General features: G+C 45.0%; 23 protein-coding genes and 1 tRNA gene. 19 read left to right on the top strand and 5 right to left on the bottom strand.

Translation table 11 applies throughout. The features are described 5' to 3' along the window. Positions 1 to 11: 11 nt before the first annotated feature. From V1225_RS03865 to V1225_RS03870, 3 genes are all read right to left on the bottom strand, one after another. Complete coding sequence (locus V1225_RS03865; RefSeq protein ID WP_160203299.1) at positions 12 to 353, bottom strand: hypothetical protein; 342 nt, start codon at positions 351 to 353, stop codon at positions 12 to 14. 438 nt (positions 354 to 791) lie between these two features. Beyond that, positions 792 to 1,232: a transposase gene (locus V1225_RS14735; RefSeq protein ID WP_350339732.1), complete on the bottom strand. Its 441-nt coding sequence runs from the start codon at positions 1,230 to 1,232 to the stop codon at positions 792 to 794. Next, positions 1,205 to 1,900, bottom strand: coding sequence for a transposase (locus V1225_RS03870; protein WP_338547605.1), 696 nt, complete (start codon positions 1,898 to 1,900; stop codon positions 1,205 to 1,207). Before V1225_RS03870 ends, V1225_RS14735 begins: the two co-directional genes overlap by 28 nt. Before the next feature lie 150 nt (positions 1,901 to 2,050). On the opposite strand from V1225_RS03870, the gene V1225_RS03875 reads away from it, so the two are divergent. Further along, the gene (locus tag V1225_RS03875) at positions 2,051 to 2,830 is read left to right on the top strand and encodes a hypothetical protein (protein WP_160202027.1); all 780 of its coding nucleotides are present in this window, start codon (positions 2,051 to 2,053) and stop codon (positions 2,828 to 2,830) included. 66 nt (positions 2,831 to 2,896) lie between these two features. Here the strand turns inward: V1225_RS03875 and abc-f are convergent, their stop codons facing one another. Together abc-f and V1225_RS03885 are read right to left on the bottom strand one after the other, a co-directional pair. Beyond that, entirely contained in the window at positions 2,897 to 4,453 is a 1,557-nt protein-coding gene (gene abc-f, locus V1225_RS03880) for a ribosomal protection-like ABC-F family protein (RefSeq protein WP_338547606.1), read from the bottom strand. Positions 4,454 to 4,821: 368 nt separating this feature from the next. After that, positions 4,822 to 5,487: a helix-turn-helix transcriptional regulator gene (locus V1225_RS03885; protein WP_160202025.1), complete on the bottom strand. Its 666-nt coding sequence runs from the start codon at positions 5,485 to 5,487 to the stop codon at positions 4,822 to 4,824. A gap of 192 nt (positions 5,488 to 5,679) precedes the next feature. Between V1225_RS03885 and V1225_RS03890 the strand changes: the two genes are divergently transcribed. The 18 genes from V1225_RS03890 to V1225_RS03975 all read left to right on the top strand — a co-directional run bounded on the left by V1225_RS03890 (position 5,680) and on the right by V1225_RS03975 (position 23,750). Further along, positions 5,680 to 6,591, top strand: coding sequence for a bifunctional enoyl-CoA hydratase/phosphate acetyltransferase (locus V1225_RS03890; protein WP_161908310.1), 912 nt, complete (start codon positions 5,680 to 5,682; stop codon positions 6,589 to 6,591). Continuing rightward, positions 6,592 to 7,662 (top strand): butyrate kinase, encoded by a 1,071-nt coding sequence (gene buk, locus V1225_RS03895; protein ID WP_338547607.1) that lies wholly within the window; start codon positions 6,592 to 6,594, stop codon positions 7,660 to 7,662. Positions 7,663 to 7,751: 89 nt separating this feature from the next. Continuing rightward, a tRNA-Val gene (locus V1225_RS03900) sits at positions 7,752 to 7,827 on the top strand. 442 nt (positions 7,828 to 8,269) lie between these two features. Continuing rightward, complete coding sequence (locus tag V1225_RS03905; protein ID WP_160202022.1) at positions 8,270 to 9,655, top strand: sigma 54-interacting transcriptional regulator; 1,386 nt, start codon at positions 8,270 to 8,272, stop codon at positions 9,653 to 9,655. A 184-nt stretch (positions 9,656 to 9,839) separates the two neighbouring features. Next, the gene (locus V1225_RS03910; protein ID WP_160202021.1) at positions 9,840 to 10,793 is read left to right on the top strand and encodes an arginine deiminase family protein; all 954 of its coding nucleotides are present in this window, start codon (positions 9,840 to 9,842) and stop codon (positions 10,791 to 10,793) included. A gap of 15 nt (positions 10,794 to 10,808) precedes the next feature. Next, a complete protein-coding gene (locus tag V1225_RS03915; RefSeq protein WP_160202020.1) occupies positions 10,809 to 11,753 on the top strand; it encodes an arginine deiminase family protein in 945 nt (314 codons plus the stop codon). Between the two features lie 11 nt (positions 11,754 to 11,764). Further along, on the top strand, positions 11,765 to 13,501 hold the full coding sequence (locus V1225_RS03920) for a M28 family peptidase (protein WP_338547608.1): 1,737 nt from the start codon (positions 11,765 to 11,767) through the stop codon (positions 13,499 to 13,501). Positions 13,502 to 13,519: 18 nt separating this feature from the next. After that, positions 13,520 to 15,217, top strand: coding sequence for a Na+/H+ antiporter NhaC family protein (locus V1225_RS03925; RefSeq protein ID WP_338547609.1), 1,698 nt, complete (start codon positions 13,520 to 13,522; stop codon positions 15,215 to 15,217). A 144-nt stretch (positions 15,218 to 15,361) separates the two neighbouring features. After that, the gene (locus tag V1225_RS03930) at positions 15,362 to 16,300 is read left to right on the top strand and encodes a 2-dehydropantoate 2-reductase (RefSeq protein WP_338547610.1); all 939 of its coding nucleotides are present in this window, start codon (positions 15,362 to 15,364) and stop codon (positions 16,298 to 16,300) included. A 143-nt stretch (positions 16,301 to 16,443) separates the two neighbouring features. Then, entirely contained in the window at positions 16,444 to 17,169 is a 726-nt protein-coding gene (locus V1225_RS03935) for an NAD-dependent protein deacylase (RefSeq protein WP_251631285.1), read from the top strand. Beyond that, positions 17,166 to 17,921 (top strand): 5'/3'-nucleotidase SurE, encoded by a 756-nt coding sequence (surE, locus tag V1225_RS03940; protein ID WP_161908316.1) that lies wholly within the window; start codon positions 17,166 to 17,168, stop codon positions 17,919 to 17,921. Before V1225_RS03935 ends, surE begins: the two co-directional genes overlap by 4 nt. Next, on the top strand, positions 17,918 to 18,577 hold the full coding sequence (locus V1225_RS03945) for a phosphatidylglycerol lysyltransferase domain-containing protein (protein WP_338547611.1): 660 nt from the start codon (positions 17,918 to 17,920) through the stop codon (positions 18,575 to 18,577). Before surE ends, V1225_RS03945 begins: the two co-directional genes overlap by 4 nt. Then, positions 18,571 to 18,873 (top strand): phosphatidylglycerol lysyltransferase domain-containing protein, encoded by a 303-nt coding sequence (locus V1225_RS03950; protein ID WP_338547612.1) that lies wholly within the window; start codon positions 18,571 to 18,573, stop codon positions 18,871 to 18,873. The genes V1225_RS03945 and V1225_RS03950 overlap by 7 nt, the downstream gene beginning before the upstream one ends. Positions 18,874 to 18,990: 117 nt before the next feature. Next, positions 18,991 to 20,172 carry an acetyl-CoA C-acetyltransferase gene (locus V1225_RS03955; protein WP_160202013.1) on the top strand — a complete coding sequence of 394 codons (1,182 nt, stop codon included), beginning with the start codon at positions 18,991 to 18,993 and terminating at the stop codon, positions 20,170 to 20,172. A 67-nt stretch (positions 20,173 to 20,239) separates the two neighbouring features. After that, positions 20,240 to 20,404, top strand: coding sequence for a RhuM family protein (gene rhuM / locus V1225_RS03960; protein ID WP_251631363.1), 165 nt, complete (start codon positions 20,240 to 20,242; stop codon positions 20,402 to 20,404). A 262-nt stretch (positions 20,405 to 20,666) separates the two neighbouring features. Then, positions 20,667 to 21,842 (top strand): aminotransferase class V-fold PLP-dependent enzyme, encoded by a 1,176-nt coding sequence (locus tag V1225_RS03965; RefSeq protein ID WP_251631290.1) that lies wholly within the window; start codon positions 20,667 to 20,669, stop codon positions 21,840 to 21,842. A gap of 76 nt (positions 21,843 to 21,918) precedes the next feature. Continuing rightward, a complete protein-coding gene (locus V1225_RS03970; protein ID WP_161908320.1) occupies positions 21,919 to 22,851 on the top strand; it encodes an ABC transporter permease in 933 nt (310 codons plus the stop codon). Between the two features lie 14 nt (positions 22,852 to 22,865). After that, positions 22,866 to 23,750 carry an ABC transporter permease gene (locus V1225_RS03975; protein WP_161908321.1) on the top strand — a complete coding sequence of 295 codons (885 nt, stop codon included), beginning with the start codon at positions 22,866 to 22,868 and terminating at the stop codon, positions 23,748 to 23,750. The last annotated feature ends 24 nt before the right edge of the window (positions 23,751 to 23,774 follow it).

Here is a 23,774-nt window from a genome sequence, read left to right on the forward strand (position 1 = left end):
ATAAACGAATACTAATTAAATTGAAATTCTCCAATGACAGTAATACCATCATTTTTATAGACCGGAATACTTTTCACAAAAGAATCCTCTTGTATGTTTAATGCCTCTTCCGGATTTTTAGGAATCTCTGATACGAAATCGTCCTTTTTTACATATCCGCTTTTTCCATTTGTAGCCATTACAGCTATCAAATCAGGATCTTCCTTTAAGAAAATTCCTGTTGGATCAGCAATATGAGCCATGCGACCATAAGTTTCTCCATTTTCATTCGTCTTATAACCAATATTCAAACAAAGAGCAATGCAAACTGTAAGAATCGTTATACTACATATAACTATCTTTTTAGATTTCATTATTATATCCCCCCCTTTTCTTTTTTATAAGAATATCATATCGATAATAATCTGTCAATCGCTTATTCAAAAAAAATGAAAATTTCAGTCTATTTCATCAAATCTGACAGGTTCCTGCACGGCTCTTCGTGCAGATATAGTTACTAGTACAGATATTCTTCTTACCGGCGACAAAGACTTTCTGGAGACAGGGCTTGAAAAGCATATAGCTATGACTCCCTCAGATTTCTTGAAGATGCTGTAAAAATAATACTCTCTAGCAAATGTTCAATGGCATTAAGTTAAGGGATTTAAAGAGAAGTTAGTATTGTTCGCGATATTAACTTCTCTTTCTTTCCCTTTGATTCAAGCTGATTAATTGTTTTTTTGTAGATTTAAAAATGCAACAAATAGACAAGAGCGTTCCCTTGTCAAAAAAATAATGTATATTTCAAAAATCTATGCTATTCTATACATGAAACTTATTGCCTGTTTGACTTTCCTTTCACGAGGCCTTGAACGTCCAGGCCGAATGGGCGTTATATATCTTGTAATAAGTGATTCAATATCAGGTGGGATATTTATACTAAGCAGGAATTCACGGCATATATGTACTGCGACAGAAAAATTGACCTTATATTCATACTTTCTGTCTTTCTTTTCAATGACTACGTGCGAGGTAATCAATTCTGAAAAGTTATACATGATTAACCGTGCAAAGATTTCTTGAAGTATGTATTCCACCTTTTTTGAATGAAAATGAAGCAGTCCTACTGTATATTTCAAATCTCTAAATGAAGTTTCAATTCCCCACCGCATGCCATACAGTTGTTTCAGAGTATCCGCAGGGAATTCATCAGTATCCGGCAGCTCTAAGCCATGCAGAATACCGATGAATATTGATTAAAATCTTTCACCCGTATTAGATAAAACCATCCTTTTTCTTGGATATGAGCCATGTTGTTATATGCTTCATATCCTCTGTCTGCAATCACAATTACATTTCCCTGCAGAGCGGATCTGTCCACCATTTCAGTAAACGCTTTGTTTTCACCGGCTTCTTTGCGTTTGAAAACGACTGCATCCTCATAAGTGTGAGATTTCAGATTATATAAAGCATTCAAATGCAGCAGATTATAAGGCTTTACACCTTCTGCTATTTGAAAAAGAGCGTCTTTATCGTTTAGATTAGTTGCGATTTGAATATCTGAACCATCAACAGCCAAGAGTTTATATCCTTTATAATTATCATTACTATAAGTTGCTGCTGTAAAATCATGAAAAAGCGACGCAAATGCTTTAGGAAGTATGTTCTTACGCTGCTGGACAAAAGCAGATGATGTTGCTGTATTTAAGCCATAGCCAAACTGCCGTAAAAGTTCATTTGATAAAGATGCTCCCTCCATTGTCAATAACGAAAGAATCATTTTCTCACAATACTTATTCTCAAAAAAATCCCACACCACATTTTCTGTGATGTGAGATTTTCTTAACTTAATGCCATTGTTATAGATGCGCCTGGGCTTTTTACTTTTTTGCTTTTTTAGTACGCGATGGAGTGTATACATACTTGCGTGCTTTGCTTTGTTTCGGCACCAGTTACTTTGCAAGACCTCATCTGATTAGGAAGAAATATACATTTATGCAAAGAGATATTTGAATATTGCGCACAAGTGATATAAAATGTAGACATGTTGTAAAACAAAGGAGGGGATTTTTTGTATAACAGTAAAACTCATGTAGCGTATGAACTAAAGAGATTGTTAACGACAAAACGGCGTTATCAGGAAAGACTGGAGCAATTACCGCAGGGCTATTTGAAACTCTGCGCCTCTAATGGCAGACCGTATTACATGCGGCTCAAAGATGGACAGAAACAGTATTTAGGAAACGGTGCAAAAGAAGAAGTGCAGAAATTGCAGGAAAGACGATTTTTGGAAGTTACAATTCGGAATATAGAGTATAATCAGGGCTTGATGGAGCAGTATTTGGATCAATATCGTCCGACCGAGCCTCATGAGGTCATGCAGTCACTGCCGAAGGCGTATCAGAGGTATGATACGTACTGGGCAGAGGGGATACTGAATCCGAAGCAGTGGGAATTTGCTGATTACAACAAATCTAATTTTCATCCGGAGCATTTGACTCATAAAACGCAAAAAGGAGAATTTGTACGTTCAAAGTCAGAAGCTCTTATTGCGGACATTTTATATGAGCGAGGAATCCCATATCACTATGAAGAAAGGCTGCTGCTGGGCGATAAAACTGTTGTACCGGATTTCAAAGTTCTGGTGCGCAGTGAGAACCGGTTCAAGTTTTTAGAACACTGTACCATGATAGAGAATGAGCGCTATATTCGAAGCTTTATTTGGAAGATGCAGCAATACCAGGCACATGGATATTTACCGTGGCGGGATATTTTCTATACCTTTGATGATGTGGACGGCAGTATTGACACCTTCAGCATCAACAAAATGCTGGATCATTATTTTGAATAGTTCCGCATTTTAACTGGGGTTAGTTAAAATGCGGAACTCTCAAAGTAGTAATGCCGGAAAAGAAAATTACAGAAGCACTGTTTCCGTCGCCACATTATCGCAGAACGCTTTATCATGCTCGACAAAAATCATTGTCGGCTGAAATTGCAGAAGCAGATTTTCTATCTGCATGCGGGATAAAACGTCGATGTAGTTGAGCGGTTCGTCCCAGATGTACAGATGAGCGTTTTCGCAGAGACTTGCGGCGAGAAGGACTTTTTTCTTCTGGCCTTCACTGTAGTCCTCTATATTTTTCTCAAATTGAAGTCTGCTGAAGTCGAGTTTTCGCAGAATAGTTTTCAGCAGAGTAATATCAATGCTGCGGCGTGAGGCATAAGTATCCAGCGTACCGCAAAGACCTGCTGTGGTCTGCGGTACATAGGAAATGACAAGTCTGCTGCCGACGTGCAGATTCCCGGTGAATTCGGGGAGACTGACAGGCGCTTCGTCTGTTACAGCAGCAAAGGTGCTTTCTGCAGCTTGCAAAATCAGCTTCAAAATGCTGGACTTGCCACAGCCGTTAGGTCCCTGCAGTGCAATTCTGTCGCCGCGTTTGACAGTAAAAGATTTCTTGTTAAAAACTGGGAACGCTGTTGAATCCGCAGAGTCCAGGTAAAACCCGCTTACGTGATCTAAGGTAACCAGTACATCCGTGTGATAGGTTAGAGGATGGATTTTCAGGTCGTCTGCGCGCTCAATATTTTTCAAAAGAGAAGATTTTGAATTGATAGCTGCTTCCTTTCTTATCGCTGCCGCCTTGGAACGTTTCATCATTTTAGCGGACTGGGCGCCGATGTGACCTTTGTCAGGTTTGACACCTGCCTGACCGCCGGTACCGCCGGTTTTTCGCTTTTCAATAGTATCAGACCAGGCAGCAGTGCGGCGTGCGGCGGCTTCCATAGATTTTATCTGTCTGGTTAGCTTTTCATTTTCAGCCATTTCATATCTGTCCTGCAAATCCTTATTGTAGAGCCATGAGGAGAAATTTCCTTTTTGAATTTCGATATTTGTTTTGTTGATGGACAGAATGTGGTCCACGCAGGCGTCTAAAAAAAGACGGTCATGGGAAACCAGAATGAAGCCCCGCTTTTTCTGCAGATATTTGGCAAGGATTTCTCTGCCATGCATGTCCAGGTGGTTGGTCGGTTCGTCGATGAGAAGAAAGCCGTCCTCCCTTAGAAACAAAGCAGCTAGCTGCACTTTGGCTTTTTCGCCGCCGGACAGAGAAGTATACGGGCGATATAGAATATCGTCGGAAGTTTCCAGATAGTTGAGCTCGCGGGAAAGCTGCCAGTATTCATAATTTGGCACAATCTGATCGACGATGTCCAGCGTCAGGCGGTTTATGTCATCGGCAGTCTGAGGCGTAAAGGGAAAATAGCTGAAAGTTACTTTGGAAGAAATTTGACCCTCATAAGAATATTTTCCCAGAAGCAGATTTAGGAACGTGGTCTTTCCCCTGCCATTTCGACCAGTAAATCCCAGTTTCCAGTTCGTATCCATTTGAAAGCTGACATTTTTAAAAATCGTATCGTAACTGCCATCGTAGGCGAAAGTTAAATTGTTTATACTTATTAAAGACATAAATATGCACCTCCTGGTATTCATACAATAAAATAAGCTGCAAGAAAGTATCTCACAGCTTATAAATATTGCAGGGCTAAGAAACACGGCGCAAAGGCAGCACCGATAGTTCTTTATAAAGGTAGCATATATTTATTCTCAAAGATGGGTAACTTTCTCGCAGACTGCATGAGAAATAAAGCGGCAGGTGACTACCGTCTTAAAATAAACTTCTTCATGCATGATTAAACTAGCAAGAAATGTTACGCATCTTTTCACCTCAAATCTTTAGATATTTTAGTTCACACAAAGGTGGTAAACAGACAATCAATCTGCTGCTGTCTGTACCCAAAGGCTATTATAACAAATTCGCCAAAGAAAAGAAAGCCTTATTTTTCTTTTCCGCGAGCTTCCTCAAGATAATTGTAAAGGGTGAATTTTGAAATCCCGAGAAGTTCGCAGACTTTTTGACCGGATTTTTGAATCATAAAGACGCCGCGCTCGTCGAGGAATTGAAGCAGTTTAATCTTTGCGTCTTTATTCATTTTGTCCGGCGGCGTGCCGATAAATGCCAGCGCTTCTGTGATGATATTGTCCATCATGCCGTGAATGGATGACGGCTGCAGGTCGAATTCATTACCGTTGGTAGACAATACGCTGGTTTCGAACTGGCCTGATTCAGAAAGACCTTTTACGGCATTTTCCAGTGCAACCAAATCGGTAATATCCTGGTTGATACACAGAGAACTGTTCAGTGTGCCGTCCTCATCAAAAAAGTTGGCGGTTGAAGAACGAATAATCCGCCCGTTTGGAAGGTGGGAAATGTGACGAACCTTTTCAATGGATTTTCTGGGATGATTAACGTTCATGTATTTTAGGAAAGACTGTGTCGGTGCATCGCCGATGGTTCTGCCGGTCACGTGGCCGTTGACTATATAGACGATGGTATGATCCAGCTCTCCGGTAAAGTCGTGTATAACTACTTCTGCAGCAGAGCCGAACTGAGCGGCAACTAAATCTGCAATCTGTTTCAGCTGGTCGAAATTATTAACCATACAGCAACACTCTCCTTTAAGCTTTGTTCAAAAATATACTTTATTATACCAATTTTTTTGCGTTTTCGCAAGATGCCAAACAAAAAGTTAGGAGGTCAAAAAAATAATTTGACCAGGTACAGTAAATGTGATATGCTTAACATAAGATAAATTACATGCAATATGCAATCCGTACGGCAGGAGGAAAAGACTATGGCATTTAAAGATTTTGAGGAATTAGAAAAGAGCTTTCACGCAGCGGGAAAGAAGACCGTTGCAGTGGCGGCAGCGCAGGACAAATCTGCTTTAACTGCGGTGAGACAGTGCAGAAAGGAAGGTTTAGTTGATGCCATTTTAATTGGTGATGAGGCTCTGATTCGTGAAGAAATCAAAGCTTTTGACGGTGACCTTGACGATTGTGAAATCATCGATGCTAAGACTTTGGAGGAAGCTGCGCAGAAGACTTGCCAGTGCGTCAGAGATGGAAAGGCGGACTTCATTCTAAAGGGCAAAATTGATACGGGGATTCTTTTGAAGGCCGTTGTAAAAGAGGAGAATGGTCTGCGTACAGGAAAGCTGATGAGCCATCTGGCATTTTTGAAAATTCCAAATTACCACAAGTTGATTGTACTGACCGACAGCGGCATGGTTCTTTATCCGACCCTGGAACAGAAGAAGGAAATTATCGAAAATGCTGTTGAAAATCTTTGCAATATGGGATATGATATGCCAAAGGTCGGACTTTTGGCAGCGATAGAGAAGGTCAATCCCAAGCAGCCGGAGACTGTGGACGCAGCGGCTTTGACCGAAATGTATAAAAATGGAGAAATCACAGGATGTATTGTGGAGGGGCCTCTTTCTTATGATATTTTGATGAGCAGGCAGTCGGCACACAAGAAGGGGTTTGACAGTGAACTGGTAGGCGACGCTGATGTGCTGGTCGTGCCTGATATGCCGTGCGGCAATATTCTCGGAAAGGCACTTCTCTTCTCGGCGGGTGCTGATATGGCGGGGCTGATTGTCGGAGCAAAGGTGCCCATCGCTCTGACTTCAAGAGGCGCTACAGAGAAGGAAAAGAGACAGTCGCTGCTTCTGGCTGCGGCGTGTGCGAAAGGAGACAAATAAATGGCTGAATATATTCTGGTAATCAACCCGGGTTCTACTTCTACGAAGGTTGCTGTCTTTGACGGCGAAAAGGAAGTACACTCCATGAACATCGACCATCCGGCGGAAGAGTTGAAAAAGTTTGTGGATATCAATGAGCAGCTGCCTTTCAGAAAAGCTGCCGTGATGAAATATTTGGAAAGCCAATCGCTGAAGCCGTCTGATCTGGCTGGAATTGCTGCAAGAGCCGGCGCTATCGGACAGCTGGAAAGCGGGGCGTATCTCATCGACGAGACCTTTGTAAATGCGTGCAGAACTTCCCAGATTCCGCACCCTGCTAATCTTTCGCCGATTATTGCCTATGAAATCGCAGAGGAGGCGGGAACTGGTATTTGCGGCTATGCTTATGACGCAGTTTGCGGCTGCGGCGTGCCGGATCCGATTTTTACCTATACCGGTGTGCCGGAAATCAAGAAACCCTTTTTTACTCATGTGCTCAACAGCCGCGCTGTTAGTATCGAGCAGGCGAAGAAAGACGGCATGAAATTAGAAGACACTACTTATATCGTTTGTCATTTGGGCGGAGGTGTTACCAGCAATCTAATTAAAGGTGGAAAAGTGTTGGATTTTGTCGGAGATGATGAAGGAGGCTTTTCGCCGGAACGTTCTGGCGGTGTGCCTTGCAGAGAACTTGTAAAGTTCTGCTTCAGGAGCGGACTTTCCGAAAAAGAAGTGCAGAAAAAGCTGAAGGGTCAGGGAGGGCTTACCGCTTACCTTGGAGTCAACGACGCCAGAGATGTAGAGCGCATGGCCTTTGAAGAAGGAAACGAAGAGGCGAAGCTTGTATATGACGCTATGATTATGCAGCTTTCCAAAGATATTGCAAGTTTAGCGCCTGTAGTGTGCGGCAAGGTGGATAAAATTATCTTGACAGGCGGCATGGCATATTCTTCCTATTTGACTGCGGAAATGGAAAAAAGAGTCGGTTTTATCGCGCCGGTTTCTGTCAGCGCAGGAACCTACGAGATGGAAGCGCTGGCAAAGGGCATTCATCGGGTGCTTGCAGGAGAGGAACAGGCGCAAGTTCTGTAAATAACCGGATACGGGAAGCCAGTGCAGCGGCAGATTAGAGTTGCCTAACTGCACTGGCGTATGTTATACTGAGAAAGCAATTTAGCTGTGATTTGTTAGCTCAGCTGGGAGAGCACTTGGGTGACAACCAAGAGGTCGGCAGTTCGAGCCTGCCACAAATCACCAAATTATTAAGAACCAAGGTTTGCATATACGCATTTCTTGGTTTTTTGTTTGTCCGATGCGCTGCATGCAGCGGACAAAACCGGGCCGTGCATATAATTCGAAGTTTTTGTCAATATATGCACGTTTATAGGAAAATCTGTGCATATATTTGAAGAAATTGGCGTAAATACGTATATCTTATGGTGTGCCATACGATTTTTAACGGTAAATTGGCTGCGGATATGCATATTTTAATTGATTTTTGAAAATTTACGTATGCCAGTGTGCATATTTTAGGGAGTTTTTTGAAATTTATGCACCGCGACCGAAGACGACCGTGGACGAGCAGACACGGAGCGGAGGTGCCGCCTGTATCTATCATAGCATCGATTTACATATTGACGATTTGCTTTACACCGCTGTATAATCAAAAATAAAAAGACTGCAGAGGGAGATGGATAACATGCTGAGAAGATATGCAGAGCAGATTTTGAATCTGTACAACTTCATTGACGGAATGATGATTGTCAATGCAGACGCAAAGGTTGAATATTTTATTACATATCGACCTGACGTCAATCTTCTGAAGGAGCAGAATTTAATCGGGCGTTATCTTTTGGACATTTATCCCAGTCTGACGGAGGAGAACAGCAGCATTATCCGCGTTCTTCGCACGGGTAAACCGATTTTCAATGAGTATCAGGTTTTGAGCACCTATGATGGACAGAACCTTCGGGCGGTTAATACTACCTTGCCTATCAAAGAAGGAGATACCATCGTAGGGGTGGTGGATGTGTCACGATACATTGATTCTGATATCGAGCGGCAGGACATCGTGTTACAGATAAAAGAAGCCGACGATGTGAAGACCATGTATACCATCGACGATATCGTCACTTCGTCCATGCAGATGGAGATTATCAAAGAGCGAATCGGCATGATTGCCGACACCGACTCATCTGTGCTCATCTACGGCGAAACCGGCACAGGAAAGGAACTGGTGGCGCAGTCTATTCATACTAGCAGCAAGCGAAAAAACCGCCGGTTTGTATCACAAAACTGCGCGTCTATCCCGGAAAACCTGCTGGAAAGCATCCTGTTTGGAACTGTAAAGGGCAGCTATACTGGCGCTGAGAACAGACCCGGACTCTTTGAAATGGCAGCGGGAGGCACTTTGTTTCTGGATGAAATTAATTCTATGGAGTGCAGCGTGCAGGCAAAGCTTCTCAAAGCCATCGAAGAAAAGCAGATTACCAGAGTCGGAGGGCTTTCTCCGATTCCCATCGATGTAAAGATTATTTCCGCAATCAATCAGCAGCCTATGGAGTGCATCAGAACCGGAAAGCTGAGAGAGGATTTGTTTTACAGACTCAGTGTGGTGCAGCTTTCACTGCCGCCGCTGCGTGAGCGGCTGAATGACCTGTTTTTTCTGGTCAGCCATTTTATCTCTATATATAATGAGAAAATGCACAGGAAGATTTTGGGTATTGATGAAGAAGTGGAACAACTTTTTAGAAGATATCCTTGGCCGGGCAACGTGCGCGAACTGAAAAATATCATCGAAGGGGCGTTTAACGTGACCAACGCTGCATTTATTCAGCTGAAAGACTTGCCGGAATATATGTTTACTGCGGCGAGAAGAGAGCCGGACTATATGACATCGGGCAAACCTGCTGTCGACCTGAACAATCCGGATTTTTCCATCGACAAAGCCTTGGCTGATTTTGAGGTCAGTCTCATTGAGAAAGCGCTGGCTCAGACCGGTACTATGAGTGATGCCGCAAAAAAGCTGAAAATATCCAAGCAGGCGCTGAACTATAAAATGAATAAATATGACATCAATCGCTGATGGTACGAAAAACTTTACAGAATAGTAAAGTTTTTTTTACTACTTGCGATAGGCTAAAGCCATAGAACGATGGAAACCGCTAATTTCAGCGGTTTTTATTTTTTTATAAATTGGCATAATAATTGCGGTTTATAAATACAAGTTGTGCAACGAGAAAGAAGTAGGAATAAATGAGGAGGTTGACATGAGTCAGGAACTTAAGAAATTTGATATTGACGCAATTCCGGGGGAACGATGGTTTCCGAAAGAGACAACCTTTGAGGAGGATATGAATCTTTACTGGGGAGACTGGGGCGTTGCGTCTGAAGTTGAAAAGCTGCGTGCGGTGCTTCTTCGCAGACCCGGCAAAGAAGTAGAAAACTTTGATGCAGCAGAGTACAGATTTTCTGATGAACCGGTTGATATCGAATTAATGAGAAAACAGCATGACCAAGTTGCGGATATTTATCGGGAGCATGGTGTCAAGGTTTACTACGTAGAGGAACAGAGAGAGGACCGACCGAATGCAATTTTTTGCAGGGATTTGATGTTTATGACACCGGAAGGTGCGATTATCACAAGACCTGGTATGGCAGCAAGACGCGGAGAAGAACGCTATATAGCAAAAGCCCTTTCGGATATCGGTGTGCCTATTGTAAGAACTATCAACGGAGACGGCATGTTTGAAGGTGCAAATGCAATGTGGGTGGACAGAAAAACTGTGGTTATCTCCACGGGAAGCCGCTGCAACAGAAGCGGATACGACCAGGTGGAAACAGAACTGAGAAGAATGGGTGTAACAGAAATCATTCACATGCAGCAGCCTTACAGCAATATTCATATCGATGGTCTGATGAACGCTGCCAGCAACGATGTTGTGATGGTTCATGCGTCACAGGTACCTTATGACGTGCTGGACGTTTTGAAAAAGAAAGGATACAAGATTTTGGAAGCACCATCTACAACAGAGGTGCGCGAAAGCTTTGGATGCAACTTTGTAGCATTGGAGCCGGGACTGATTGTAATGCCGAAGGGAAATCCGAGATGTCAGTCGCTGCTTGAAGACAACGGAATCAAGGTAATTACTGTAGATATTTCAGAGATTATGAAGGGCAGAGGTGCGCTGCACTGCATAACCGCATTTTTGAAGAGAGGATAAGGAGAGGTATTTAGCATGACAGATAAGAAACGTGATATCGACGCAATTGCAGGGGAAAGATGGTTCCCGAAGGAATCTACTATCATTGATGATATGAAGGACTTGTGGGGTGACTGGGGTGTATGCTCCGAGGTTGACCAGCTGAAGGCGGTTTTGATGCGTCGTCCGGGGCGGGAAATTGAAAACTTTGATTGGCAGGAAGCTCGCTTTAAAGCGGCAATCGATCCGGAAAAATTTCGTGCCCAGCATGACGGTCTTGCAGACATTTACAGAGCTCACGGCGTCAACGTTCACTACATCGAAGAGCAGAGAGAGGATAAACCTAACGCGCTGTTTTGCAGAGACCTGGTACTGATGACACCGGAAGGGGCTATCGTAACAAGACCTGCTATGGAAGCAAGACGCGGCGAGGAAAGATATGCTGCAAAGACTCTTGCAGACCTTGGAGTTCCAATCATCAGAACCATTTGCGGTGACGCAACCTTTGAGGGAGCGATGGTGATGTGGGTCGACCGTCACACTGCAATTTTGGCAAGCGGCGTCAGGACCAACAGAAGCGGCTATGAAATGGTGGAATACGAACTAAAGCGCATGGGTGTAACAGAAATTCTGCACATGCAGGTACCTTACGGTCACGCCCATATCGATGGAAATCTCAACTTTGCAAGCCACGATGTTGCAATGATTCATGCGTCACAGGTGCCTTACGATGTGTGCGATGCTTTGAAGAAAAAAGGCATAAAGCTGCTGGAGTGCCCGTCCCAGACTGAAGCAAAGGAAAGCTTTGCAATTAACTTTGTAGCCCTGAAACCGGGACAGATTGTAATGCCGGCGGGAAATCCTAGAAGCCAAGAGCTTCTTGAGAAAAATGGAATCGAAGTTATTCCGGTTGAGTTTGATGAAGTTATGAAAGGATTCGGTGCAATTCACTGTTGTACTGCATTCTTAAAGAGAGGGTAAGGAGAAGTAATATGAGTATTTATGAAAAGCTGGCAGAAGAACTGTCACTGGACAGAATGTATGAAAATATGACTTATCTGGTGGATGAAGTCGGAGAGAGACTTTCCGGTTCGCCGCAAATGCGTAAAGCGACGGAATTCATCTGCGGAAAATTAAAGGAGTACGGTGTGGAAGCGCACATCGACCACTTCCCAATGTACCAGAGCTATCCGAAAGAAGCAACATTGACACTTCTTGCGCCGGAGAAAAAGGAAATTCCGGCAAGACCTGTATGTCATATTAAATCCACTTCAGCAGAAGGGCTCAGCGGGGAACTTGTTTATTTGGGAAGCGGTGCCTACGAGGACTATGAAGGAAAGGACGTGACTGGCAAAATCGTTCTGACCGACATGAACTGGAGTCCGGGCAGACCTGAAAAGGCAAGGATTGCCTGGGAAATGGGTGCAAAAGCTCTGATTATCATGAACTGGGGTAAGGCAGAAGACGGCCTGATTCAGATGGGTGCAGTTAAGGCCCAGTGGGGAAATCCGACACCGGACACAGAAAAGGATATTGTGGATTTGACTGTAATCAGCATTTCCAGAGCCGACGGTGAATATCTTGCAGGACTTTGTGAAAAGGGCGAAGTCAGCGTCCATCTGACGGCGGAAGCGACCAGAGAGTGGATTACTGCAGACCAGCCAATTGGCAGAGTTTACGGCGGAAAGAGTAGCGGCCAGTACGTACTTGTGGGAAGCCATGTGGACGCATGGGGAAAATCGGCAATCTGCAATGCGTCCGGCAATGCGCTGAATTTAGAACTCGCAAGGCTTTTTCAGAAACATAAAGATGAACTGAACCGCGACGTAGTATTTGTATTCTGGGACGGCCACGAAATCGCAGAGGGCGGCGGTTCCGCCTGGTATGCAGACAATTACTGGAAGGATATGAACGAAAACTGTCTGGCGTATATCAACATCGACAATCTGGCAATTAAGGGAACTACCATTCCAGGCGTGGAAGGACAGCCCGAACTGAAAGACTATCTGACCGGTGCAATCAAGGAAATCTGGGGTCAGGAAGGAGAGTGGCATCGGGCGTACAAAGGCGGCGGTGACTCCTCTTTCTTCGGTGTAGGCGTTCCGTACTGCTCCTTTGCAACAGAGTACACAGAAGAAAAGCTGGTAGAACTGAACTACGCATTTTACAGTCCATGGCTGCACAGCGACTCTGACACCATTGACAAATTGGACAGAGACCTGCTTTTGGGACACGGAAAATATTTTGCGTATATCATCGAAGGCATGGTCAATGCAGACCGTGTTCTTTACGATTTAAAGGCGTTAGCAGATGACACCAGAGAGCAGTGGAGCCAGATTAAGGTGCTTAGCGGCCGTGGTGCGGATTTAATCTCTGAACTGGGTGAAACTGTTGAGGAATATGCAAAGGCGCTGGAAGCCCTCTGGGATTTACGCAATCAGGAGGGATTCGCAGAGGAATACGACCGTCTGGCGCTGCTTTGCGAGAGACAGACTGCAATGTTGCGCTGCTACTCGGGCCGCTACGGACAGGACTCCTGCTGCGCGCTGCAGACAGAAAATCCAATACCGGCCTTGGCGCACGCTCTTGCAAAATACAACAGGGCAGAGGAAGGTTCTCACGAATATTACCTGTGGGAAACGCAGATTCTGCGCGTAAAACACATGGTTTATGATGCAATGTATTACTCCAAAGAGCTGATACAGCGTGGCATACTGAAGACAAAATAATAAAAAGGAGGAAAGGCAATGAAAGGAAAAAGTATCTCTAATCGGAGATGGTTTCTTGCAGCAGCTTTCCTCATCGGCATGCTGGTATTGACCCAGTTTGCCTTTGGGGAAGACGGAGAGGAAACGCAGTATTTTGGCGCGCTTTCTCTTATTACGCCGTTTATTGCAATTGTTTTATCGTTTATCACCAAACAGGTTGTGTTGTCGCTGGCAGCAGCAGTATTTGCAGGTGCAACTATCATCAATGGAGGAAATATTTTTGAGGGCTTTCTGCGCACCTGTGACACATACTTTGTAGGTACTGTAGCGGATTCTTGGAATGCGTCTTTGATGTTGTTTATTCTGGCTGTAGGCGGGATGATTGCCGTTATGAGCAGAATGGGAGGAATGCAGGCTATGGCTGTTGCCATGGCGAAAAAAGCACAGGGTACCAAAAATGTGTTGATCATGACTTGGATTTTGGGATTGATTATTTTCTTTGAAGATATTGCAAACTCCCTGATTGTAGGTCCGACCATGCGTCCTGTTGCTGACGAGGCAAAGGTTTCCAGAGAAAAGCTGTCGTATGTCATCGACTCTACGGCAGGTCCTGTAACCGATATGGCACCAATTTCTTCATGGGTTGCCCACGAAATTGGTATGATTACACTGGCATTTACCTCCATCAGCATGGAGGCCGCCAACGTATACGGAATTTTTCTGCAGACCATTCCGTACAGATTTTACAATATTTTTGCAATCGCAATGGTTATTATTGTAGTGCTCATGCAGAGAGACTACGGTCCGATGTACAAGGCAGAAAAGCGTGCAAGACTGACTGGAAAGCTTTACGCAGATAACGCAAAACCGATGATGAGTAAGGAACTGGATGCTATGAATGTAGCAGAAGGCGCACCGCTTCGCATTTACAATGCGGCAATTCCAATTTTGGCATTCATCTTTGTGACTGTTGCGGCACTGTGGTACACAGGCGGCGGTATGGATGCGGGCTTCACCTTGGAAGGCATTGCAACTGCATTTGGTAATACCGATGCAGCTTCCAGTATTCTGTATTCGGTTATCTTTACATCCATTTTGTGCATTATTATGGCAGTAGCGCAGAAAATCATGACTTTAAGAGAAGCCATCGATGTTTGGCTTGGCGGCTGCAAAGAGCTACTGTTCACCATCACAATTCTCATGCTGGCTTGGTCTACAGGCAGCGTCATGAGTGAGCTGGGAACAGGCGCATACATTTCCGGACTGGTAGGAACTGCAATTCCGGCACTTCTGCTTCCGGCAATTCTGTTTGTAATCGCTTGCGTGATGGCATTCTCCACAGGAACCTCTTATGGAACCAGCGGAATCATGATTCCGATTGCTTTTCCGATTGCTGTTGGAATGTCCGGCGGAGAAGTCGGATCCCTTGCTATCGTGACTATCGCAGCAGTAACTTGCGGCGCTGTCTTCGGCGACCACTGCTCGCCGATCTCTGATACGACAATCATGAGTTCCATGGGCTCTGCAGCTGACCTGATGGATCACGTAAAAACACAGATCCCGTATGCAATGACAGTAGCAGTTGTGGCAATTCTCGGATTTATCCTTGCGGCAGCAGGATTATCTCCGCTGATTATTCTTCCACTGGGCATTGTAGCTTTGGCAGTTATTGTAAGACTGATTGGCAAGAGCACTAAGCTTGAAGACCTCGAAAAAGAAGGTTCGGAGTCAGTGTAAATGAAAAAGCTGAGTTTATAGAATTGAAAATCCCCAGGCCTAAGGCTTGGGGATTTTTTCGATGTATCGCGTCTCCATCTTGCCACGCCCGGCAAAAAACGATATAGTATATGATGGAAAAGAAACTCGAAAGGACGAGACAGCATGAAACGGATTGAAAAGATACAGTTTATCGGCATGGGAGCGCTGGGCATTATGTTTGGTGATTTTCTGGCAGGGAAGATGAGCGCAGGGGCGGTGGCCTTTGTGGGAGATAAAAGGCGTACGGAGCGCTTTGAAAAAGAGGGTGCGTACTGCAACGAAAAGCCCTGCAGTTTTTCTATGATAGAGGCTGGAAAACAGGAGGTGGCGGATCTGCTGGTTTTTGCGGTAAAGGGCACAGCGCTTTCTGAGGCGGTAGAACTTGCAAAGGACTCTGTTGGTGAGGATACAACGATTATTTCTCTTCTCAATGGTATTTCCAGTGAAGAGGTTTTGAGCGAAGCTTTTGGCGAGGAACACATCGTGTACACGGTGGCACAGGGTATGGACGCAACCAGGGAAGGCAACCATCTGATTTACAGTCACATGGGTGAGCTTAGGATTGGTGTACCGAAAGGGGAAGGCGCTGCATGCCAAAAGCAGCGGCAGCACTTGCAGCGGATTTGTCAGCTGTTTGACGGGGTGCAGTTTCCTTATACGAAGGAAGATGATATTTTGCGCAGGATTTGGAGCAAGTGGATGCTCAATATAGGCTGCAATCCGACAGCGATGATTCTGGAAGGCACTTTTGGCACGCTGCAGACCGGCGGCAGTGGTCATCAGCTGGCGGTAGAAGCTATGAGCGAGGTAATTCCTGTTGCCAATGCAGAAGGCGTGGATTTGAATGAGACAGATTTACAGGAATATATTAATCTGCTGGATTCACTTAATCCGCAGGGCATGCCGTCTATGCGGCAGGACGGGCTGGCAAAGCGTTACTCTGAGGTAGAACTTTTTAACGGTGCGCTTATTGCAAAGGCGAGAAAGCACGGCATTGCGGTTCCGACTACGGAAATGGTATACCAAAGAGTAAAGGAAATCGAAGCGGGATACGAGAAATAGTACAGAATCTAACCTGTTTTTTCCGCGGGTTTTGTGGTATAATTATATAGTTAAGGTAATGCCAGCACGTTTTTAATAGTGTGGTTTAAGCACAGCTGAAACCTGACTGCATTTCGCCTTTGAAAGCTTTGGAGGTAACCATAATGGATGAAAGATTAAAGAAAGTTATTGACGAAAGTGAGAACATCGTATTTTTTGGAGGAGCAGGGGTGTCCACAGAAAGTAATATTCCGGATTTTCGCTCCGAAAGTGGGCTTTATCATGCGCAGCAGAAATACGGGTATTCTCCGGAAACGATGCTGTCGCATTCATTTTATAGAAATCATACAAAGGAGTTTTTTGCATATTATAGGGAAAATCTTCTTTATCCAAAGGCGCAGCCAAATCAGGCGCATCTGACTTTGGCGAAGCTGGAGGAGATGGGTAAGCTGAAGGCTGTGGTGACTCAGAACATCGACGGGCTTCACCAGAAAGCGGGCAGCAAGAAGGTTTACGAACTTCACGGCAGCGTTCTTCGCAACTACTGCGAAAAGTGCGGCGCTTTCCACGATATGGACTATATGCTGGACGATGTTAACTGTGAGGATGGTATTCCCAGGTGCAGCTGCGGTGGTATCATGAAACCGGACGTCGTCCTTTACGAGGAAATGCTGGATGATGACTGCATCAACGGTGCAGTGGAGGCGATTTCCGAAGCGGATACCCTGATTATCGGAGGTACGTCTCTGGTGGTATATCCGGCGGCGGGACTGATCAACTATTTCCGGGGAAAGAACTTGGTGTTGATTAACAAATCAGAAACTCCTTATGATGGGAGAGCAAATCTGGTGATTTACGATTCGATTGGAAAGGTAATGGATTGGGCATGAATATTTTAGTAGTAAATGATGACGGGATTGAGGCTGCAGGTTTTGCGGCACTGGTGAAGGCGCTGTCTGAAGTAGCGGATGTGTACGTGTGCGCACCGGAAAGTCAGCGCAGTGCAAGGAGCCACTCTATCACCCTAGGGCAGGATGTAATCATCGAAAAAACGGAGTTTCCTGGAGCAAAGGCTGCTTATAAGATCAGCGGAACGCCGGCGGACTGCACTAAAATCGGGCTGCAGTTTTTTGCAGAGGCGGGAGCACCAATTGATATGGTTTATTCCGGCATCAACATGGGAAGCAATCTTGGCAGAGACACCCTGTATTCGGGAACTATTGGCGCGGCGGCAGAAGCGGCGCTCAGCGGTGTTCATGCGGTGGCGGTTTCGGTAGACGACCATGACGCGGTTTACTTTGATGTAGCTTGTTGCCTGGCGAAAGAGGCAATCGACCTGGTATACGGTAAACTGGATAAGTCGGTGGTACTGAGCATCAATGTGCCAAATTTACCGAAAGAACAGATTCGGGGAATAAAATACGTTCCTCTTGGAAACACAAGATATTATGACGATAAATTTCATCTGGTGGAGGGCAGCAGATATACCTTGTCAGGACAGCCGGGTGACTATGTAAAGCCGGGTGAGGAGAACGACCTTTCCGCCGTGGCTGAAAACTATGCGGTTATCACGCCGCTGCAGATGGACTTTACAGACTACGAGAGTTTAGAGCAAATAAAGAAATGGAGCCTTAGTTTATGAACATTTTCAAACATTGTTTTGAAGATATGACAGGAGAAGATATACGTATTTTAAAAGAGTATTTTCATGGATTTGACTATCGTGGAGCAGGGTATACCTTCCTAGCTAACTACATTTGGAGAAATACCCACTGCCTTTGCTGGGAGGTCATCGGAGACTACTTGTTTCTGGCAGGCGCAGACTGCATGATTGGCGAGCCTAGTGCGGTGATTTCCATGCCTATGACAAAGAACGGGGTGTATGAACCCCAAAAGCTGCGTGAGGCTGTACTGGAGGCACGCAGCCGTTTTGAGAAGCGAAAAATTCCTTTCTCGATTGTGCTGGTACCTGCGCATATGCGGCAGTATCTGGAAGAGGCGTTTCCGGAGGAATTATCCTTCGAACACGATAGAGATTCCGATGAATATGTCTATTTGAAGGACAAGCTGATTTCTCTCAGTGGACGGGCGCTGCACAAGAAAAAGAACCATCTCAATTATTTTTTGAAAACCTACAGCTACGAGGCAAAGCCTATTGACCGCACTATGACCGCCGAGATTATGGAATTGGTTCGCAGCGTGAAAGCGGGCAGGGATTATGATGCAGACGAGCTTGAGAGCCTTCATATGGAGGAAGAAGCAATCGGCGAGGTGCTGAAGTTTGCTGAAGTTTGCTGAAGTTTGCTGAAGATGAAAGCGTTTATGGAACTGCGGTTTTCATCGATGGAAAAATAGAAGCATTCGCGATAGGAGAGAGGCTTTCTCAAAATACCGCTGTAGAACATTTTGAAAAGGCAAACGACAAATTTCGAGGGCTCTATCAACTTGTCTGCAGTGAATTTTGTAAAAGTCTGCCGGAGGAAGTCGTGTATGTGAATCGAGAGGAAGATATGGGTCTTGAAAACCTCCGCCATGCCAAGGAAGCGCTTAAGCCTGACCACATGGAAGAGAAATATACAGCTTGCTTTTTGTAGGCGGATATGGTACTATTAGAATGTGAATAATTTAACAAATGTTAAAACATTAACGTTCAAACGTTAAAATGTTAACGATAGCCAGAGATGGCGTTTATTTTAAGGAGGTACATATCAATGAGAGAAGTAGTAATTGCTAGTGCAGCTAGAACTCCAATCGGAAGTTTTGGCGGCAGTCTGAAAGGCGTTCCTACCAGACAGCTGGGTGCAATCGCAATCAAAGCTGCAGTAGAAAGAGCTGGAATCAAACCTGAACAGGTTGATGAAGTAATTATGGGCTGTGTATTACAGGGCGGCTTAGGTCAGAACGTGTCCCGTCAGATGGCTTTAGATGCAGGTCTTCCTAATGAAGTTCCTACAATGACAATCAATAAAGTTTGCGGTTCCGGTCTGCGTGCAGTAGAACTTGCTGCTCAGATTATCAAAGCAGGCGATGCTGATATCGTAATTGCTGGTGGTGCAGAAAATATGTCTGCTACAGCTTATGCTATGCCGGCTGCTAGATGGGGCGCAAGAATGAACAATACACAGATGGTTGACATGATGGTTAACGATGGTCTGTGGGATGCTTTCAACGGATATCACATGGGTATCACTGCCGAAAACGTTGCGGAACAGTGGGGCATCACCAGAGAAGAACTGGATGAGTTTGCTGTGATTTCCCAGCAGAGAGCAGAAGCTGCTATCAAAGAAGGCAAATTCAAGGACGAAATCGTTCCTGTTGAAATTCCGCAGAGAAAAGGCGATCCAATCGTATTCGATACTGACGAATATCCTAAGTTCGGCGCTTCCATCGAAAAGATGGCTAAGCTGAAACCGGCATTTAAGAAGGACGGTATCGTAACAGCTGCTAACGCTTCTGGTATCAACGATGCTGGTGCTGCTCTTGTTGTTATGTCCAAGGAAAAAGCTGACGAATTAGGAATCAAGCCTCTGTGCACAATCAAATCCTATGCTTCCGGCGGTGTAGATCCGTCCATCATGGGTGTTGGTCCTGTTCCTGCGTCCAAGAAAGCTCTGGAAAAGGCTGGTCTGAAGATTGAAGATATCGACCTGGTAGAAGCAAATGAAGCTTTTGCTACTCAGTCCTTAGCAGTTAGAAAAGATTTAGGATTAGATCCTGAAAAGACCAACGTAAACGGCGGCGCAATCGCTTTAGGTCACCCAATCGGAGCTTCCGGCGCTAGAATCCTGATTTCCCTGATTTACGAAATGCAGAAGAGAGAAGACGCTAAATATGGTCTTGCTACTCTGTGTATCGGCGGCGGTATGGGAACTACTGTTATTGTTGAAAAATAATCGAAAAATAGTTACTAAGAAAGGGCAGTCTGTATGGCTGCTCTTTTTGCATATTCCAAATTCTTGCATGACAACCGCATTTTATAGCCCTGATGTCATTATCTCGGTGGGCTACGGTGTCAAGTCAAAGCGCGGTGTGGAATTTCGAAAATGGGCAAATCGCGTACTGAAAGACTACATAATGAAAGGATTGCGGTCAGTCATAATCGTATCAATCAGCTTGGAGAGGTGATTCCCCCCCCCTCCCGTCCTTTTGCGATAATAATTTTTAAATTCTTTTTGTGTCTGCGTTCTCTCTGGTCAGTGCGATTTTGCGTCAGCAATTTACGGCATAGAGGACTTTTTTTAAAACTATAACCTTACCCCAAAACAAGAAAATACCGGCTTCATCGCGGGCAGAAAAATTCGTCGAATTTTTAATTGACAAGTGTAAATCGGAGTGGTACAATTTTAATATGTTATTAATATATTAAAGATACATTGGAGGAAAATCTATGGCATGGCACAATGAATTACGAAGTCAATTTCCGGTAACGGGGCTATGTACATATCTGGATTCTGCCTATGACTGCGGCGGTTCTCTCATTGGAAAAGCGGCAGCCAATCGATATTTTGAAGATTGGGCACAGGCGGCGGCGACGGCAAAGCGAGGCGGTCCAGGCAGAGAGCCTTTTTTCAAAATCGCAGATGAGACCAGGGAATACATCGCGGAACTACTGGGTGGTGTTTCCCCGAAGAATGTAACGATTACCAAGAATACAAATGAAGGCTTCAATATTATTATGCAGGGATTTGCGTTTCAGCCTGGCGATAATATTGTCATCTTTGACAGAGAGCACTCTGCCATTGTTGCACCTTGTGTGAATGCGGCTAAATCTCGCGGGGTGAATTGCAAGTTTGCAGAGATGGATTCGGAATTTAATCCTTCCATCGAGACCCTTTGGGAGCAAGTAGATGACCGCACTGTAATGGTATTTGTCAGCCATGTGCAGTCACTGACAGGGTGCAAGATAGATCTGAAGGAGCTCGGAGGCAGATGCAGAGAAAAAGGTATATTCCTGATTGTAGATGCGATACAGAGCGTTGGACTTTCCAGCTTTCGGGCGCAGGAATGGGGCGTAAGTGCTGTTTCTGGCGGTGGCTACAAGGGTCTTGGCGCATTTATCAGCATCGGATATCTTTACTGCTGTGATGCGCTTTTGGAGAAAGTAAAGCCGACCTTTGTGGCAAACAATTACGAAAAGCTTATCCTGAAATACAGCAATAATATTCCGGAACTCTGCTGTCTAGATCCTTTGGATGCGAGCAAATTCGATAACCGTTCCAGCGATTATCTTGGAACCTACGTATTTCACGATTCCTTAAAGGCAATCTTGGAGGTTGGAACCGCAAACATCGAGAAGCATATTACAGCGCTTCTCAGCAAGCTTTACGAAGGTTTGCAGCAGCTGGGATACAACCTGATTACGCCGGAGGCGGCGGAAAAACGCTGCGCATCCCTTTGTATGAAGACCACTCACGCAAAGGAAATTTACCAATACTTCCTGGATCACAACGTAATTTCTTCGTGTAGCGGCGGTCAGTACATCAGAATGTCCTTGGGCGCTTATAATAACGAAGATGACATAGACCGCGCCCTGAAGGTGGCAGCAGACTGTCCGTGGCGGTAGACAGAGACTTCAAATACCGAAAGGTGATTGAAATAAATGAATTTTGCGAAGCAAAAGAAAGGAGAAGGGAAAACAGATGTATAAATACGTAATAAAAAGATTACTTCTTACAATCCCTATTTTGCTGGGTGTTATCGTCCTGGTGTTTGTTATGATGAATATCGTGCCGGGTGATCCAGGTAGAAATATCCTGGGTATGCAGGCAGAACAGGCAGCGGTAGATCAGCTGAATCACGAGCTGGGATATGATCAGCCGCTTCTGACAAGACTGGGCAAGTACTTGAGCGATATCGTTTTCCACTTTGATTTTGGAAAATCATGGATGACTAATCAGGATGTTTTAGCGGATATCATGCGATATTTTGCTTACACCTTTAGGGTTGTACTTTTTGGAACGGCGGTGTATATGCTGTTGGGCGTACCGCTGGGCGTTCTTTCGGCGGTCAAGCAGTACAGTCTGACAGACAACACGATGCGTATCATAGCCATGCTTTTTAATTCCATGCCGTCCTTCTGGCTTGGACTTGTCGCACTTTTAATTTTTTCTTTGAAACTTGGATGGCTGCCGTCAAACGGTGTTGATACGTGGAAGCATTATATCCTGCCGATTGCCGTATATGGCATCAGCAGCGCGGGCGGACTTCTCAGAACAACACGAACCATCATGCTGGAATCTATCAGACAGGACTACATTAGAACTGCCCGCGCGAAGGGCGCTTCCGAAAAACGCATCATCTGGCGTCATGCACTGCCAAATGTTTCGCTTCCGCTGATTAACTTAATAGGTCTGACCTTTGGTGCGATGCTTGGAGGAACTGTTCTGATTGAGACGACATTCTCCATACCAGGGCTTGGTGTTTTAGCACTTGACGCAATTCGGGCGAAAGATGTGCCTCTGGTTTTGGCGACGACAATCTTCTTGGCAGCGATTTGGTGTCTGGCTGTATTGGCGGTAGACATTATGAGCGCCTACGCAGATCCGAGAGTCAGAGCAAAGTATACAAGTTAAACAGGAGTAGAACTATGTCAGAGAAAATAGTAAAAGAGAATGCGCCGAGAAAACGGCCCAGCCAAATCGCTGAAATTTGGCGTCGATTCAAGAAGAGCAAGACCGGCATGTTTGGTCTGTGCGTTCTGACGATATTTATCGTCATCGCGATTTGCGCAGGACTTTTAGCGGATGAAACCTTAATTACGCAGATTAACCATCAGGAAGCCCTGGAAGGGATAAGCGGAAAGCACATCTTCGGTACAGATAATCTGGGAAGAGACTTGTTTGCACGTATGATTTACGGCAGCAGAGTCAGCTTGTCCATGGGAATCCTCGTTGTGGTGATTTCCTTTACCATCGGTTCTTTTATCGGCGCGGCGACGGGATATTTTGGGGGCACTCTTGACAATATCGTGATGCGTGTCTTCGATGTTTTGAACTGTCTACCGCCGATGCTTCTGATTATGGTAATCGTAGTCAGCTTCGGTACAGGACTTGTCAATCTGCTGCTTGCCATGAGCCTGGGAACCATTCCAATGATTGCCCGAACGGTGCGGGCGCAGGTAATCAGTCTTACCGACATGGAGTACATACAGGCAGCAAGAGCCTTCGGCAGTAAAAATTTTAGGCTTATCGTGCGCCACGTCCTGCCTAATGCCATGGGACTGATTATTGTTGAAGCAGCTGGAACTGTTGCAACTACCATTCTTGCCGTAGCTGGCTATGGATATCTGGGTTTCGGTGTACAGCCGCCAGATCCAGAATGGGGCGCAATTTTATCCAATGCGCAGAACTATATGTTGGATGCGCCGAACCTGATGCTGATTCCGGGTTTTGCAATTGTCTTTTCCGCCATGTCTATTACGCTGATTGGAGACGGTCTGCGTGATGCGTTGGATCCAAGACTCAAGGATTAATTGCAAAGCATTGCGTCATTATAG

Origin of the sequence: Emergencia sp. JLR.KK010, assembly GCF_037018265.1 — a bacterium.
GTDB lineage: Bacteria > Bacillota > Clostridia > Peptostreptococcales > Anaerovoracaceae > Senimuribacter > Senimuribacter intestinalis.

What these genes read in the sequence shown, in the direction of transcription:
- V1225_RS03865 (WP_160203299.1), bottom strand. Translation starts at nt 353, where the DNA reads ATGAAATCTAAAAAGATAGTTATATGTAGTATAACGATTCTTACAGTT.
- V1225_RS03870 (WP_338547605.1), bottom strand. Translation starts at nt 1,900, where the DNA reads ATGTATACACTCCATCGCGTACTAAAAAAGCAAAAAAGTAAAAAGCCC.
- abc-f (WP_338547606.1), bottom strand. Translation starts at nt 4,453, where the DNA reads ATGTCTTTAATAAGTATAAACAATTTAACTTTCGCCTACGATGGCAGT.
- V1225_RS03885 (WP_160202025.1), bottom strand. Translation starts at nt 5,487, where the DNA reads ATGGTTAATAATTTCGACCAGCTGAAACAGATTGCAGATTTAGTTGCC.
- V1225_RS03890 (WP_161908310.1), top strand. Translation starts at nt 5,680, where the DNA reads ATGGCATTTAAAGATTTTGAGGAATTAGAAAAGAGCTTTCACGCAGCG.
- buk (WP_338547607.1), top strand. Translation starts at nt 6,592, where the DNA reads ATGGCTGAATATATTCTGGTAATCAACCCGGGTTCTACTTCTACGAAG.
- V1225_RS03905 (WP_160202022.1), top strand. Translation starts at nt 8,270, where the DNA reads ATGCTGAGAAGATATGCAGAGCAGATTTTGAATCTGTACAACTTCATT.
- V1225_RS03910 (WP_160202021.1), top strand. Translation starts at nt 9,840, where the DNA reads ATGAGTCAGGAACTTAAGAAATTTGATATTGACGCAATTCCGGGGGAA.
- V1225_RS03915 (WP_160202020.1), top strand. Translation starts at nt 10,809, where the DNA reads ATGACAGATAAGAAACGTGATATCGACGCAATTGCAGGGGAAAGATGG.
- V1225_RS03920 (WP_338547608.1), top strand. Translation starts at nt 11,765, where the DNA reads ATGAGTATTTATGAAAAGCTGGCAGAAGAACTGTCACTGGACAGAATG.
- V1225_RS03925 (WP_338547609.1), top strand. Translation starts at nt 13,520, where the DNA reads ATGAAAGGAAAAAGTATCTCTAATCGGAGATGGTTTCTTGCAGCAGCT.
- V1225_RS03930 (WP_338547610.1), top strand. Translation starts at nt 15,362, where the DNA reads ATGAAACGGATTGAAAAGATACAGTTTATCGGCATGGGAGCGCTGGGC.
- V1225_RS03935 (WP_251631285.1), top strand. Translation starts at nt 16,444, where the DNA reads ATGGATGAAAGATTAAAGAAAGTTATTGACGAAAGTGAGAACATCGTA.
- surE (WP_161908316.1), top strand. Translation starts at nt 17,166, where the DNA reads ATGAATATTTTAGTAGTAAATGATGACGGGATTGAGGCTGCAGGTTTT.
- V1225_RS03945 (WP_338547611.1), top strand. Translation starts at nt 17,918, where the DNA reads ATGAACATTTTCAAACATTGTTTTGAAGATATGACAGGAGAAGATATA.
- V1225_RS03955 (WP_160202013.1), top strand. Translation starts at nt 18,991, where the DNA reads ATGAGAGAAGTAGTAATTGCTAGTGCAGCTAGAACTCCAATCGGAAGT.
- rhuM (WP_251631363.1), top strand. Translation starts at nt 20,240, where the DNA reads ATGACAACCGCATTTTATAGCCCTGATGTCATTATCTCGGTGGGCTAC.
- V1225_RS03965 (WP_251631290.1), top strand. Translation starts at nt 20,667, where the DNA reads ATGGCATGGCACAATGAATTACGAAGTCAATTTCCGGTAACGGGGCTA.
- V1225_RS03970 (WP_161908320.1), top strand. Translation starts at nt 21,919, where the DNA reads ATGTATAAATACGTAATAAAAAGATTACTTCTTACAATCCCTATTTTG.
- V1225_RS03975 (WP_161908321.1), top strand. Translation starts at nt 22,866, where the DNA reads ATGTCAGAGAAAATAGTAAAAGAGAATGCGCCGAGAAAACGGCCCAGC.